Here is a 14,285-nt window from a genome sequence, read left to right as displayed (position 1 = left end):
TCTTTTCGGTTGCGTCCGGCGGCCCGCTCCCACTTTGGGGGCCTGCTTGATTAGCCGTCGGCCCCGATGCAGAAAATGAGTGGCGGGTGGCGGGTTCAAGCCGCTGGTTTTGAGCGGCCGGGCCGTATCTTGGGCTCCGTATTCACTTTCCCACCCGTATTAATTATATGCACCTTTCTACTTTTCTGCTGACTATGGGCGGCCTGCTGGCGGGCAGCCTGTCGGCCAATGCCCAGCTGCCCGCCTACCGGCCCGTCGCTACCGACCTCGACGGCTCGGCGGCCGACGCCTGCGCCCGCGTGCATACCGGTGCCGCAGCCCGCCCGGCCTACGCCAGCCTCAGCCACCGCCAGAAAATGGCCGGCTACGACGTGAAGTATTACAAGCTCGATATCCGGCTGGCCAACAACTCGCGCAACGTGGGCGGCACGGTTACCATCCGGGCCCGCACTGGCAACCAGCCCCTCGATTCGCTGGCCTTCGAGCTGTTCAACACCTTCACCATCGGATCAATAACAGTAGACGGGCAGGCCAGCACCGGCCTGCGCCGCAAGGGCCAGGGCGACGTAACCGTGGGCCTGGCCCGGCCAGTAGCTCCCAACACCGTTTTTGAGGCCCGCATTACCTACAACGGTACGGCCCCCAACAGCAATGCAGCGGCCATCGGCAACGCCCTCAATACGCGAATTGCCCCCACCTACAACGTGAGTACCACCTGGAGCCTGTCGGAGCCCTACAACGCCTACGAGTGGTGGCCCTGCAAACAGGTGCTCACCGACAAAGCCGACTCGACCGATGTGTGGGTGACCACGGCCGCCACCAATAAAGTAGGCTCCAACGGTGTACTGGAGCGCGTAACCAGCCTGCCCAACAACGAGGCCCGCTACGAATGGAAGTCGCGCCACCCGATTGACTACTACCTGATTTCGGTGGCCGTGGCGCCCTACGTCGAGTACGTGAATTACGCCAACCCCGCCGGTGGCCCGCGCATCCCCATCGTCAACTACGTGTACAACCAGGCCGCGCTCAATTTCTACCGCACCGAAATCGACCGTACGCCGGGCTTCATTGAAAACTACTCGGCTCTGGTGGGCCTCTACCCGTTTGCCAACGAGAAGTACGGCCACAGCATGGCGCCCATCGGCGGCGGCATGGAGCACCAGACCATGACCACCCAGGACGGCTTCAACTTCACGCTCACGGCGCACGAGCTGTTCCACCAGTGGTTCGGCGACAACGTAACCTGCGGGGCCTGGGAGGACATCTGGCTGAATGAAGGCTTTGCTTCCTATGGCGAGTACCTTTCGCTGAACGCGTTTTCTACGCCGGCCGCCGCCCGCAGCTGGCTCGATCAGGCCCACGGTTCGGCCCTGAGCCAGCCCGGCGGCAGCCTGTTCGTGAGTGATACCAGCAACGTAGGCCGCATCTTCAGCTCGCGGCTCAGCTACAAAAAGGGGGCGGCCGTCATCCATATGCTACGCTACCTGCTCAACGACGACGCCAAGTTTTTCCGGGTGCTGCGTACTTACCAAAGCACCTACCGTGGCAGCACGGCCCGCACCCGCGACCTGCAGCGGCTGTTTGAGGCCGAAGCTGGCCGCCCACTGCAGTACTTTTTCGACCAATGGTTTCGGGGCGAGGGCTACCCTACATTTACCCTGCGCTGGAACCAGACCGGTGGCCAGGTGTACCTGCAAAGCACCCAAACTGCCTCGATGCCCACGGTTACGCCCTTCTTCCAGACCGATATTGACTACCGCCTGACCTTCGCCGACAACAGCACCCGCATCATCCGCTTCGCCCAGACGCAGCCCGTGCGCACGCTGGCCGTAGCTGAGTCGCGTGCGGTAGTCAGCATCGAAATCGACCCCGACCAATGGCTGCTTAACGCCACTACCGGCCCGGCGGTGCGCGATGGGGGTATTATCACGGCCAACCAAACGGCCCGCCTGCCCCAGCTAAGCGTGTATCCTAACCCCTGCCGCAACCAGTTGCGTCTGGCTGATTTCAGTGGCCCAAGCGCGCAGGCCGAAGTAATTGACGCCGCGGGCCGTGTAGTGCTTCGCCAGACGGTGGCCGCCGCCCGGCCAGTGCTGCAAACCGCCGCACTGGCTCCCGGCCTCTACCAGCTGCGCCTGCTCAGCCCCGATGGCTCAGCGGTCCGTGCGCGGTTCGTGAAGGAGGATTAGAAAAGGGAGTTAAAAACTGAGCGTTAAAAAGTAAAAACGGCCGCTGAACTGCCTCTTTCGAGAGTCGTTCAGCGGCCGTTTCTACTTTTTAACGCTCAGTTTTTAACTCCCTTTTCTATACTTGCTAATCAACTGTTCTACCTCGGCCGGGGCCGGGGGTAGGTTGAAGACAGCATCTACCAGGGTATCGAAAGTAGCGGCCGGCGTAAAAATGGTATCAGCGAAAGGGTCGTTGGCGAGCCGGATAAAGCCGGGCTGACCGTTAATGCTCACTAAATCGATGGTTACGTTACCGAAGCGCTGGTTGCAGCGGCCGGTATCGGTACAGTCGTTAGGTTGGGGTTTAAGGAAGTATTTCTGGGTAGTTTCGGCGTAACGCTCGTGGCGTAGGGTACGCTGATCGGCAGCGCCCAGCTGATAGCTCAAAGCCAGTACCCGGTCGCGGATAAAATCGAAGAAGTGCTGGAAATTGCCCGGGCCCATGCTGGGGTCGTAGAGGAACACGGCCCCGCGCTGACCCTCCTTGCGGGCCAGCTGCACCCGAAAGCGGGCTCCGGGTAGGCCGGCCTTCTGGTAGTGGTAGGCCTTGAAGTAAGGACCGGCCCAGTTCAGGTATACCTGTTGAGCCAGCCACTGCTGCCGATGCCGCTCCTGCGCCGGGCTACGGTGCAGCGGCTGCCACTCGCCCGAAATGGGTGCGGAGCCGGTAAAAAGCAGTTTGAGCAGATCGAGCAAAATAGGTAGTAGAGTTTCAGGGGTAACTACTGGCCCGGCAAATGGTTTGCCGGCCGGCCCGCGGCCCTTTCCAAATAACGGGCCGAAAGCCGCCCCAACGGTCCAAAAAAAGCGGGGCTTCCGTTACCGGAAGCCCCGCCGAAGCTGGTGTGCTGGTAGGCCTTATTTAATCCGCGTCCAGGTCTGCGATTTGCCGATGAGCGAGAAACCAATGTAGCCTTTTACCTCCATCGTGTTGGCATTCAGCATTTTCATGTAGCAGGAATAAGTTTTGCCGGTTTCCGGATCATAAATTTTTCCGTCGTCCCATTTGTTGCTCTCGTCGTACTCGAAGCCATTCATGAATACCATGCCCAGGCGCGGGCGGGTACGGAGCTTGGGTTCTGGGTTCTGGGTATCAGTTTTGGGCTTGCCAGCCGCATCGTTAGGCACAGTCAGCGACACAATTTTACCGCAAAGCTTATCGCCACACTTGTAAATCTCGAAGGTGGCTTTCTTTTCAGCGTTGGTCCACACGCCCAGTGGCGAGAGAGTTTGGGCCGAAGCCGATGCGAACAGACCAAAGAGGAAAGTCACGCTTAACAGAAGAAATTTTTTCATGGAATTGGTGATGGTGAAGTGGGAGTTGATTCGTGGGAAAAGATAGTGAAATCCGGCTGAATAGGTTACGCTGCCCGATTTTGGGCTCATCTGGGGTGTTGCAACTATAAGGCCAAGATCTGGTCGAGCCAGTTAATAGAAAGAAAACAAGTGCTAAAAGACTGTGAAAATCAAGGAGATGGAATGAAATACGGGTTAGCGTCGTAAAAAAAGCTGTTTTTATTTTGAACCATCACTATAGCGTTTAACTTTACCATGCGTAGCGAGTGCTACAGCCCCCGCCGGGCCACCCTAATGTGCTGGGCAGCGAAGCAGGGGTTATGTCGGATCTAAAGAAAGGAGGTACAAAATGTCTAGTAGTCCCAACCAAATCCTGCCAAGCCTGTCGAATGTAGTCCGCTTCACCGCCGGACGCGCTTAACAACAGCTTTCGCGCAGAACCCAGTTAGCCCTTCAGGGCGGGTTTTCGCATTCTGGCAAGGTCTTACAAATGGATGGCGGGGCTGTACCCCAGTTCAGCCGCTTGGTAAGATTTGAAGGATTAGATGCCCGGTTTGCCCAGCAGCCTCGAAAAGGAGGTCTGCACAGGCAGCCGGGCATCGCTCTTTTACGATGATTCGGTGAATGAGTGAAATTGCCTACCCGAGCGAAATAATCTTTTTTTCAGAAAGAACATAGTCTACATATAGCAGCACGCCCCTGTCGTACTCACGGCAGGGGCGTGCTGCTATATGTAGACTGTCAGCACGTAAATCTTCAGCAGGCTTGCTCAGGCCGCAACAGTACGCCAGTTGGTTTGTCTGAAACGCCTCTTCAAAGCACCCGCCGCACCTGCATAAAGCGGCGCTCGTAGTCGGTGCCACTCACCTGGCTGATTTTAACGCCCGACTCGCGGCGGGCCGAGGAAGAGTGTACGAACCGGATAGGCTCGCCAGATGGACTGATAACGATACCTGCGTGACCAGGCGTGGTGGAGGTTTTAGCCGTACCAGTAAACACCACAATGTCGCCGGGCCGGGCGGCGGTGCGGGCTACGGGCCGACCCACATCAATTAGTAGGGCAGTTGAGTGGGGGGTGGGCACGCCATAACGGGCGAAAACGTATAGTACGAAGCCCGAGCAGTCGAAACCACCCTCGGGCGTGGTGCCGGCGTAGCAGTAGTTGGTGCCAAGCTGGCGCAAGGCAAAAGCCACGATGCTGTCGGCTTTGGTAAACGGGGCCAGGGCCCGCGTGTCAGGCACCGGAGCCGCCGGTTTTGGGCGCGGGGCAGTAGTGGCCGGCGAGGCATCCAAAACCGGCAGGGTAGCGGGCGGCGCCGTGGGCGTATAGGCCGTTGGGCGAGCTGTCGGGAGGGGGGCAACTGCGGCGACCGGGGCAGCTACAGGCGTGGAAGAGCCCAGGCGCGACCATACAGCACGCCCAACCAGCAGGGCAACCAGCAGCAAGAAAACCGACCAGACGTAGCGCATTGCTTGAACTAAAAGGTGTTGGCCTGCTTAACGGCCGCAGTACGGTGCAGGTTCCGGCTGGTACGCAGGGTGGGGCAGGGGCAGTGGCGGTTGGGCTTCCGCTGGTAATTGAGGGCAGCCGCGGCTAAGTAGGGGCAGGTAGTTGCAGCCTTTCGGGGTTTTGCGCGTTCTTTGCCCAGCCGGCCTGTCGGGCTGGCGCCATCTGTTCTCCATCTTATTTTTTTCTGAATGCTCCTGACTGCTCCTCACCGCCGCCTGGCGGTGGCGGCCCTGGGCGTGCTGCTGGGCCACGCGGCCCCGGCTGCCCTGGCTGCGCCCACATTGCGCTACACGCTGGCCATGCCGGCCCCCCAAACCCACTACTTCGAGGTCGAGATGAACCTTGACGGCTTCAACAAAGCCTACACCGATGTGAAAATGCCCGTATGGGCTCCCGGCTCGTACCTGATTCGCGAGTTCGAACGCAACGTGGAAGACTTTGGCGCTACGGCCGGCAGCCAGCCGCTGCGCACCGAGAAGGTCGACAAGAACACTTGGCGCGTGTACCACCCCAAGGCCCGCACCTTTGCGGTGCGCTATAAAGTGTATGCCTACGAGCTAAGCGTGCGCACGAGCTTTATTGATGCCTCGCACGGCTACGTGAACGGCACGAGCGTATTCATGTATCCGGCCGAGAACAAGCAGCTGCCCAGCCAGCTGGAAGTGAAGCCCGCCGCCGGCTGGAGCCAGGTAAGCACCAGCCTCAAGCCCGCCGGCGGCACGTTCACGTACCGCAGCAGCAACTACGACGAACTGGCCGACTCACCCATTGAAATCGGCAACCAGAAAATCTACACCTTCAACGCCAATGGTACGCCCCACACGGTGGCCATGTACGGCGACCCCATAGTGGATGAGCAGCGCCTGACCCGCGACATGCAGCGCGTGTGCGAGGAGGCGCACAAAGTGGTCGACCGCAACCCGCTCGACCGCTACCTGTTCATTGTGCACAACATCGACCGGGGTACCGGCGGGCTGGAGCACCTGTTCTCTACCACGCTGTCGGTGTCGCGCAATGCGTACGCATCGGAGGCCGGCTGGAAGGGCTTCCTGGGGCTGGTGTCGCACGAGTATTTCCACCTCTGGAACGTGAAGCGCATCCGCCCGGTGGCATTGGGGCCGTTTGATTACGACAAGGAGAACTACACCCGCATGCTCTGGCTGAGCGAGGGCGGCACCGAGTACTTCTCCAACCTGATTATGCAGCGGGCCGGTTTCCTTTCGCCCGACCAGTATCTCGGCGACCTGAGCAACGGCATTAACCGGGTCGAGAACACGCCCGGCAACAAGGTGCAGTCGGCCGCCGACGCCAGCTTCGATGCCTGGATCAAGCAGTACCGGCCCAACGAAAACTCGGGCAACACCGCCATCAGCTACTACGACAAGGGCGAGGTAATTCTGGCCACGCTCGATTTGATGGTAATTAACGCCACCAAGGGCCAGAAGCGGCTCGATGATGTGATGCAGTATCTCTATGACCAGTACTACCTCAAGCAGGGCCGCGGCTTCACCGACCAGGAGTACCAGGATGCCGTGGCCAAAGTAGCCGGTCAGCGCTTCGATGAGTTCTTCACCAAGCACGTGTATGGCACCGAAATGCTGCCCTACGAGCAGGCCCTGGCCTATGCCGGCCTGCGCCTGAGCGTTGTGCCCACCCCAGCTACCGACATCGACCTGGGGGCGCGCATCAGCCCCGCCAATGGCCGCCAGACGGTGGCCGGCGTGGTACGCGACGGCAGCGCCTGGCAGGGTGGCCTCAACGTGGGCGACGAAATTCTGAGCCTCGACGGCGTGCGCGTAACTGACGACCTGAACAAGCTGCTGGCCGGCCGGCCTGTGGGCTCCAGCGTTAAAGTGCTCGTCACCCGCGAGGGCCGGGTGCAGGAGCTGAACTTCCCGCTACTGGCCAGCCCCGTCAGCCGCTACCGCATCGAGCGCCAGCCCAATCCCACCGCCGAGCAGCAGCGCGTGTTCGATAAGTGGCTGCCGGTACGGAGCTAAGCCCATTCCACCCCGTAGCTAGCAACAAAAAGACCCCGCCGGATTCCGGCGGGGTCTTTTTGTTGCTAGCTACGGGGTGGAATAGTTAGTTGATCCGCTGCAGCGCCACCTCGCGGACGGGCGAAATCACGAGCGGCACTTTTTCGACTTTCACCGAGCTGGTATCGAGGCCGAAGAATTTGTCTTCGGAGGCAATAAACTGCTTGATGTAGAAGTAAGATTGCATTACGAGCTTCTCCATGGTCGGGAATTCGTTTTCGACCGACAGGTATTTTTCCATCACCACGAAGCGGAAGTCGCCGGTAACGTGCTGCTTGCTCAGCGACTCGTAGCGCGAGGTGATGTCCACCTCCTTGTTGCGTACCAGCTCCTCAATCACCTTGCGGAAGTAGAGGTTGATTTTCTGCTCGACGCGGAAGCCCAACCGGAACGTGATGCGGAAGGCGTCGTCGGGGGCCAGCTCGGTCACCTTGTACTCCATGGTGTAGGGCTGGTCGGTGGTATCGACGTGCACGAACCAGTAGATGTCGGCGCGCTTGGGGCGTTTCTGGAAGATGGAATAGATGATTTTGGCCTCGATTTCCGAAGCCCGCTCGGCCGAGGTCAGGAACACAAGGTGAGTAGCGTACTTGGAGACGGACTCATCGGCGCTCAGCTCCTTAAGAGCCTCGATGTAGGGGTCAATTTTAACGAATTCGGTGAGGCGGCGCTTGATGTAGTAGGCCCGCAGCCACACGTACATCACGCCCACCAGCAGCCCGCCAATCAGTAGCGACACCCAGCCGCCATGCGGAAACTTGATAAGGTTGGCTACCAGGAAAGACCCCTCAATGGTGCCGTACACCAGCACAAACAGCCCGATAACGGCCAGCGGCACCTTCTTCGATTGCAACCAGATGCTCAGCAGAATGGTGGTCATGAGCATAGTGAGCGTGATGGCCAGGCCATACGCGGCCTCCATGTTCTCGGAGCGGCGGAAGTACAGTACCACCCCGATGCAGCCCAGCAGCAGCAGCCGGTTCATGCTCGGCACGAACAGCTGGCCCTTCACGTCGGTGGGATAGTTGAGCTTCACTTTGGGCCACATATTGAGGCGGATGGCTTCGGCCACCAGCGTAAACGAGCCTGTAATGAGGGCTTGCGAGGCAATAACGGCTGCCAGCGTGGCAATGCAGATGCCGATGAGCAGAAACCACTCGGGCATCAACTCATAGAACGGGTTGCGGCCGTTCAGCTGCTGGCCCTGCTGCGACATCAGCCAGCCGCCCTGGCCCAGGTAGTTGAGCACCAGGCAGCTTTTCACGAAAATCCAGCTGATGCGGATGTTGCCCTTGCCGCAGTGGCCCAGGTCGGAGTACAGCGCCTCGGCCCCTGTTGTGCACAGAAACACGGCGCCCAGCAGCCAGAAACCGCCGGGGTAGTTCACCAGCAGGTTGTAGGCGTAATAGGGGTTGAAGGCCTTCAGGATTTCGGGGTGGTGCAGTATCCCGTTCACGCCCAATACGCCCAGCATGGCAAACCAAACGAACATAATGGGCCCGAAGGCCTTGCCCACAATCTGGGTGCCGAAGCTCTGGAGCAGGAACAGCGCCGCAATGATGCCGATAACAATGGGCACCGTCGGGATATCCGGATAGATGGCTTCCAGCCCCTCAATGGCCGACGATACCGAGATGGGCGGCGTAATCACGCCGTCGGCCAGCAGGGCCGCGCCCCCGATAATGGCCACCGCCGAGAGCCAGGCCCCGCGCCGCCGCACCAAAGCGTAAAGCGAGAAAATGCCACCCTCGCCGTTGTTATCGGCATTGAGCGTGAGCAGGACGTACTTAATGGTCGTCTGGAGTGTGAGCGTCCAGATAACGCAGGAAATGCCGCCGTACACGAGCAGCGGATCAATCTGGCCCGACACGATGGCCTTCATCACATAGAGCGGCGAGGTGCCGATGTCGCCGTAAATAATACCCAGGGCAATAAGCAAACCGGCCGTCGAAATGGCCGAGTGCTGGTGTTTGGCATCCATAAGGAAACTGGTAAAAAGGGCGAAAACGCGATAAGCGGGGCCGAAGGTAACAGGCCATTCCGACTTGGCGGCGCACGAGCTCCGGCGCATACGCAAACCGGCCGCAAAAGTGCAGCCGTGGTTGGCTCAGGCCGGCGGGTGCGGGCTGGGTGGGGCGGCCGTGGAGCCGGTGGGTAATGCCGTAAGCGCCGTTTGTTGCAGCCAGTATCCGGCGGCGGTGGCCGTTTCGTGGTGGCGCTGCCCGATGCGGCGGTTGGCCTCCTGGGCCAGAGTCTGCCAGCTGCGGGCCGGGCCGGCCAGGGCAAAATAACGGGTCTGCCGGCCCGGCCGATGTACCCGCCAGCGGTTGGTGCCGCGCAGGCCCCAGGCCAGCAGGGCCAGTCCCAGCCCGATACCCAGCGCGGCCGGGGCAGTTTTCAGCCAGAACTGCAGGTAGGCCAGCAGAAATCCAAAGAAACTAAAGGCCCCCAACAGTACGCCCAGCAGCCAGCGCACCGGCTGCACATCTACGCCTTCCAGCTCGCGCCAGATAAACTGTTCGCCGTTCAGCTCCAGTCCCTCATTGGTCAGTGCTACCCGGCCATCCTCACTTCGCAGCGTGGTAAACATCTCCGCCGGCGGGGGCGGCAACAGCAACGGCCCGGATGCTTCGGTGAGCGGCTCCGGCTCCGTTAAGGGCAGGGGCAGAGGTTCTGGCGCCGGCTCTGTGGCGGGCGGCGTAGGGCGCGGGGTTGCGGGAGGTCCCGGTGGGGGGGTATTGTCGGCAAAAGCCCCGCCGCCGCCCGTGCTGGTTCGTACCCAGTAGGGCGGAACGTGGTGCAGGGGAGGCAGCGGGGCTTGCATGGTTTGGGTCGGTTCAGGTGGCGAAGCTAACAGATGGGGCGGTAAAGGTGATGACATGCTGCTTACCTGCTCATCTTTTGCTTCGTTTCCACGCTACTTGTTCACCTTCACCAGCTCCACATCGAAAATAAGCGTGGTATCGGGACCGATGTCGCGGCCGGCACCACGCTTGCCATAGGCGAGGTCGGAGGGAATATAGAGGCGCCACTTCGAACCTTCAGGCATCAGCTGCAGGGCCTCTGTCCAGCCGGCAATTACCTGGTTTACGCCAAACGTAGCGGGCTGGCCACGCTGGTACGAGCTGTCGAACACCGTACCGTTGAGCAGCGTGCCGTGGTAGTGCGTGGTCACCGACGAGCCGGGACCGGGCTTGGGGCCGCTGCCCTCGGTGATGACCTCGTACTGCAGGCCGCTGGGCAGGGTGGTTACACCGGCTTTGTTGGCGTTTTCCTGCAGGAAGGCTTCGCCTTCGGCTTTGTTGTTACCCATATCGTTGGCGTTTTGGTTGTCGTCGTTGTCATCTTCCATGCCGCCGCCGAGCTGCTCCTGCAGCTGCTGCATGGCGCTCTGCATCTGCTCGGGCGTGAGGCGGCTGGGCTCGTTGGTGAGGGCCTCCTTCATCGACTGGGCAAAAATATCGACGTCGAGGTCGAGACCCTGCTGGGCGAAGTTGTTGGCCATGTCGCGGCCGATGATGTAGCTGATTTGCTCTTTCAAGCCATTCAATTCCATAAAGCACTGAGTTGCGCTGATTCTGCCGCTGCTGCCGCCGCTTGTTTCGGGCAGTGGCCGGGGGCGAAATCAACAGGTGGAAAAGGGGAAGCGCAGCCCGCGCGGGCCGTCGCCACTGTGAAGTACCGAAAACCGCCGCGAATGGATGTTGTTTTTTCTGGCTCCGCCGCTAAGGTGCTGACAATGAAGCCCGGTTTCTGAGGTTCAAAAATACGCTAGCCCCGCCAAAGGGGCGAGGCTAGCGGTAAAAGAATAGACGGGTGAAGCTTAGCAGAAGTGCAGTTCTTCGTCGTCGCGCAGGTCGAAATGCAGGCTCAGGTCGCGCAGTTGGGCGGCCAGAAAACGGTAGGAGCCGAAGCTGCCCAGCAGCAGCAGCGACGAAAAGGTGGCGGTGCTCTTTTTCATGGTACTCGATGGTAAGGTAAGTGTCAATCAGCTGATTGGCTGCAAAGATACTACACCTGAATTACTAAATTGTTATGCAAGCATAATAAAATGATGATGCTTTGGTCACAGGCGTGAGCTCCCTCAGGTAATCGGTGGGTAGGCAATGCTGCACTATATCTATATCAAATAGCTTGGCGGGGGAGCATCAAACTGCCCATAAAATCATTTAGCACCCTGTATAGCTGGATTTTCATTCTGGTTGTCTACTTTCACGCCATCTTTTCAGTATAAGATTTTACGGATGAAATACCTGTTTACTTTTCTCTTCCTTGCCAGTGTACACTTGGCACAAGCCCAAACCAGCCTGCTGCTCGGCGGTGTGCGGGCCGCCACCCAAATAGGCACTATGGCCGCCCGCAATAGCAAGGCTAAAGCCAAGGCCAAGCACAAAACCATCGGTGCAGAAGAGGCCTCGCCGACTACTCCGGTCGTTATCCCGACTCCAAAATCCAACAGCGCCTTTAACTATCAGGGCCAGCAAGTAGCCCGCCAGCGCACCGAACCAGGCGCTCTTTCCGGCAAGGGTTCTGCCGAAATTGGGGCTCTCGAAACGGTACTGGAGCAGACCCACCAAGCTCTGCTGGCCGACTCGGCGCAGTCGTTTCTGCCCGCCGCGCAGCTGGACGCCATCCGCTCGGCCGCCCGCCAGGCCGCCGCGGCCCGGCCCTCTTGGGACTATTCGGCCTATCAGCATGAGGTAGCTTTCTACCAGCGTGAAGAGGCCCGTCGGACTCCTCCCGCACCCGCCCCGGCTAAACCCAAACCCAGAACCCGTAAGTAGGAACTACTTACATGAACGCCAAGAGCCCGCTTCTGCCAGTCAGAAGCGGGCTCTTGGCGTTTAGGAACCAGGCTTTCAGTAATTGTGGGCGCTTATTCTACCACCCGCACTTCTACGCGCCGGTTGCGCTCGTCGGGGGCGGGATAGAGCGGGCGGGCGTCGCCCACGGTGATGCATCGATCAACTAAAAACCAGCAGTCGGGAAAGAACCGCTAAACTGCCAGAACGCCGCGCCGAATATACAATAGCAGCGTTCTGTTTGGCGATTAATACCCGTTGCGGGCGCGGTGCTTCACGCGGGCTTCCCAGCGCTTGCGTTTGGGGGCAATGGAGCCGCGCAGGTGCTTTTCCATCACCATAACGGCGCAGGGCGCGGCAGCGGTGGCTCCGAAACCGGCGTTTTCGAGATACACGGCTACTACAATCTTCGGGTTGTCGGCGGGGGCGAAACCGACAAAGGCGGCGTGGTCGTCGTCGTCGGCGCCGCCGTTTTCGACGGTGCCGGTTTTGCCGGCCACCGTAATGCCTACATCGGCGAGGCTGGAGGTTTCGGCCGTGCCGCCGCGCTGCATCACCCCAACCATGCCGGGTAGCAGGGCTTCGAAGTTGGCGCTGTCGATGAGGGTGTGGCGCTTTTCGAGGAAGCGGGGGAGCGGTCCATCCTCGCCGATGCTGCGCACGAGGTGGGGCGGGTAGTACCAGCCGCGGTTGGCGATGATGGCCGTCATGTTAGCCATTTGCAGGCCCGTCATATTGATTTCGCCCTGCCCGATACTCAGTGAGTAGATGGAGCGGTAAGTCCAGCGGCGGGTGCCGCGGGCCTTGTCGTAGTATTCAGGAGTGGGCAAAAAGCCGGGGGCCTCGCGCGGGATGTCAACGCCCAGCACCGAATCGAGGCCGAAGGAGCGCACGTAGCGCCGCCATTCGGCCAGGTTGGCGTGGCGGGCAGCCACGGTATCGACTACTAGGCTATCGGGCATGCGCTGGATGAGGTTGCGCATGGTCTGGTAGAAGTAGGGGTTGCAGCTGTACTTGAGGCCCACCGTGAGGCTGCTGGGTACCGGATGGTTGTGCACGCACTTAATCAGCCGCTGGTCGCACTTGAAACCGGTGCCGGGCTTGATGGCGCCCAGCTGCAGGGCCACGGCCGCATTCACCAGCTTGAACACCGAACCAGGCGGGTTGGCCAGCATGGCGGGCCGGTTGATAAGCGGCCGGTTCTCATCATACAGCATTTCCGAGCGCACCTTGGCTTGGTCGGGAGCCGTGAGGGTGGCCGGGTCGTACACGGGGCCCGACACGTAGGCCAGGATTTCGCCGGTTTTCGGGTCGAGGGCTACCAGGTAGCCCTTGCGGTTGCCCATGAGCTGCTCGGCGTAGGCCTGCAGGTTGCGGTCGATGGTCAGGTGCAGGTCCTGGCCCTGGCGAAAGACGGTATCGGTGGCCCAGCTGCCGCGGTTTTGGCCCAGCGAGTCGATGAGCGGGTGCAGGTAGCCGACGCGGCCCGTCAGCAGGCCGTTGTAGTAGCCCTCAACGCCGCCGTTGCGCAGCTGGTAAAAGCGGCCGCGCTGGGTGCGCTTGGCCTGCGTGAAAAAGGCCTGGGCCTCGGCGGCCGGGTAGCCCAGTACCGCCGCGCCGGCGTTGGCAGTATAGCGGCGACCCACTTGGGTACTGAGCACCAGCGTGGGCCACTGCTTGCGGGCCTTACGCACCCGCGCTGCTTCGGCCGCCGTCAGCCGCAGATTTACGGGGTAGCCATTCGGGGCGTTGTCGTAGGGCAGGGCGTTGGCAATGCGCCGCTTGATGGTGGCCGGCCCCCAGCCCAGCAATTGGCCCAACGCCAGGGTATCGAGGGTGCCCTTGCGCGGCAGCTTCAGCAGGTGCAACGTGCCGGTAGCTACCAGCACCGAGTCGTTACGGTCGAGCAGGCGGCCGCGCACGAGCGAGTCGGCACCCACTACCACGCGGCGGCGGGCGAAGGTTTCGGTAGGCTCCTGGACCTCCTGCGCCGCCACCTCGGCCGAAGGGGAGGAGCAGGCTGTCTGCCCGATGAGCAGCAGCAACAGCAGGAGTCCCATCCTCCACTTATAGAAAACTGTATGCATGTATCAAAGCTAGCCAATTGCCCGGCGCGGATAAGTGGTGAGCCGATGAACGGGGCAATCGACGCTACGAACAGGGGCGCGGGTCAGGTTGCCAAGCTACCTCCGGCCCACCGCTACCACGAACCGCCACCAACGCCCCACCGTGCGCCCCCGGCCCCACCCGAAGCGGCTCGTAAAGGCAGCGGCGGGCCAGGGAGTAGCTGCGGAAACAGGTGCGCCGCCCGGAGTGGTTCAGGCGGCGCAGTATTTAGTTACCGAGATGCACAGGGCATCAAATGATTGAATTCGATGTGGCTAACGGTATTCAAGGCCTCATCGTAAAG

11 protein-coding genes are annotated in these 14,285 nt (G+C 60.5%); 3 read left to right on the top strand and 8 right to left on the bottom strand.

Annotation, left to right across the window (positions count from 1 at the left end; translation table 11 throughout):
- Positions 1-167 precede the first annotated feature (167 nt).
- Positions 168-2,189, top strand: a complete 2,022-nt coding sequence (locus tag BLW21_RS02925; protein ID WP_092737752.1) for a M1 family metallopeptidase — start codon at positions 168-170, stop codon at positions 2,187-2,189.
- 102 nt (positions 2,190-2,291) lie between these two features.
- Here the strand turns inward: BLW21_RS02925 and BLW21_RS02920 are convergent, their stop codons facing one another.
- From BLW21_RS02920 to BLW21_RS02910, 3 genes are all read right to left on the bottom strand, one after another.
- The gene (locus BLW21_RS02920; protein WP_092737750.1) at positions 2,292-2,924 is read right to left on the bottom strand and encodes a hypothetical protein; all 633 of its coding nucleotides are present in this window, start codon (positions 2,922-2,924) and stop codon (positions 2,292-2,294) included.
- A 162-nt stretch (positions 2,925-3,086) separates the two neighbouring features.
- Positions 3,087-3,524, bottom strand: a complete 438-nt coding sequence (locus BLW21_RS02915; RefSeq protein WP_092737748.1) for a DUF2147 domain-containing protein — start codon at positions 3,522-3,524, stop codon at positions 3,087-3,089.
- Between the two features lie 813 nt (positions 3,525-4,337).
- Positions 4,338-4,994 (bottom strand): C40 family peptidase, encoded by a 657-nt coding sequence (locus BLW21_RS02910; protein WP_092737746.1) that lies wholly within the window; start codon positions 4,992-4,994, stop codon positions 4,338-4,340.
- A gap of 228 nt (positions 4,995-5,222) precedes the next feature.
- On the opposite strand from BLW21_RS02910, the gene BLW21_RS02905 reads away from it, so the two are divergent.
- Positions 5,223-7,034, top strand: a complete 1,812-nt coding sequence (locus BLW21_RS02905) for a M61 family metallopeptidase (protein ID WP_092737744.1) — start codon at positions 5,223-5,225, stop codon at positions 7,032-7,034.
- A gap of 85 nt (positions 7,035-7,119) precedes the next feature.
- On the opposite strand, the gene BLW21_RS02900 is transcribed toward BLW21_RS02905, so the two are convergent.
- From BLW21_RS02900 to BLW21_RS21440, 4 genes are all read right to left on the bottom strand, one after another.
- On the bottom strand, positions 7,120-9,054 hold the full coding sequence (locus BLW21_RS02900; RefSeq protein WP_092737742.1) for a KUP/HAK/KT family potassium transporter: 1,935 nt from the start codon (positions 9,052-9,054) through the stop codon (positions 7,120-7,122).
- Between the two features lie 126 nt (positions 9,055-9,180).
- Positions 9,181-9,663: a hypothetical protein gene (locus BLW21_RS02895; RefSeq protein ID WP_092737741.1), complete on the bottom strand. Its 483-nt coding sequence runs from the start codon at positions 9,661-9,663 to the stop codon at positions 9,181-9,183.
- Between the two features lie 327 nt (positions 9,664-9,990).
- Positions 9,991-10,629 (bottom strand): BamJ family beta-barrel-assembly machinery protein, encoded by a 639-nt coding sequence (locus tag BLW21_RS02890; RefSeq protein WP_092737739.1) that lies wholly within the window; start codon positions 10,627-10,629, stop codon positions 9,991-9,993.
- Between the two features lie 267 nt (positions 10,630-10,896).
- Positions 10,897-11,034, bottom strand: a complete 138-nt coding sequence (locus tag BLW21_RS21440) for a hypothetical protein (protein ID WP_175470839.1) — start codon at positions 11,032-11,034, stop codon at positions 10,897-10,899.
- Between the two features lie 325 nt (positions 11,035-11,359).
- Between BLW21_RS21440 and BLW21_RS02885 the strand changes: the two genes are divergently transcribed.
- A complete protein-coding gene (locus BLW21_RS02885; protein ID WP_139255066.1) occupies positions 11,360-11,857 on the top strand; it encodes a hypothetical protein in 498 nt (165 codons plus the stop codon).
- Between the two features lie 266 nt (positions 11,858-12,123).
- Here BLW21_RS02885 and BLW21_RS02880 read toward each other — a convergent pair whose 3' ends face one another.
- Positions 12,124-13,935, bottom strand: a complete 1,812-nt coding sequence (locus BLW21_RS02880) for a peptidoglycan D,D-transpeptidase FtsI family protein (protein WP_175470838.1) — start codon at positions 13,933-13,935, stop codon at positions 12,124-12,126.
- Between the last annotated feature and the right edge of the window lie 350 nt (positions 13,936-14,285).

It is taken from the genome of Hymenobacter psychrophilus (assembly GCF_900107135.1).
Taxonomy (GTDB): domain Bacteria; phylum Bacteroidota; class Bacteroidia; order Cytophagales; family Hymenobacteraceae; genus Hymenobacter; species Hymenobacter psychrophilus.
This window is presented reverse-complemented; position numbering and strand designations above follow the sequence as displayed.

Excerpts from the sequence above, each read along its gene's own strand:
- BLW21_RS21440 (WP_175470839.1), bottom strand. The coding sequence starts at position 11,034 with ATGAAAAAGAGCACCGCCACCTTTTCGTCGCTGCTGCTGCTGGGCAGC.
- BLW21_RS02925 (WP_092737752.1), top strand. The coding sequence starts at position 168 with ATGCACCTTTCTACTTTTCTGCTGACTATGGGCGGCCTGCTGGCGGGC.
- BLW21_RS02895 (WP_092737741.1), bottom strand. The coding sequence starts at position 9,663 with ATGTTTACCACGCTGCGAAGTGAGGATGGCCGGGTAGCACTGACCAAT.
- BLW21_RS02905 (WP_092737744.1), top strand. The coding sequence starts at position 5,223 with ATGCTCCTGACTGCTCCTCACCGCCGCCTGGCGGTGGCGGCCCTGGGC.
- BLW21_RS02900 (WP_092737742.1), bottom strand. The coding sequence starts at position 9,054 with ATGGATGCCAAACACCAGCACTCGGCCATTTCGACGGCCGGTTTGCTT.
- BLW21_RS02910 (WP_092737746.1), bottom strand. The coding sequence starts at position 4,994 with ATGCGCTACGTCTGGTCGGTTTTCTTGCTGCTGGTTGCCCTGCTGGTT.
- BLW21_RS02880 (WP_175470838.1), bottom strand. The coding sequence starts at position 13,935 with ATGGGACTCCTGCTGTTGCTGCTGCTCATCGGGCAGACAGCCTGCTCC.
- BLW21_RS02890 (WP_092737739.1), bottom strand. The coding sequence starts at position 10,629 with ATGGAATTGAATGGCTTGAAAGAGCAAATCAGCTACATCATCGGCCGC.
- BLW21_RS02915 (WP_092737748.1), bottom strand. The coding sequence starts at position 3,524 with ATGAAAAAATTTCTTCTGTTAAGCGTGACTTTCCTCTTTGGTCTGTTC.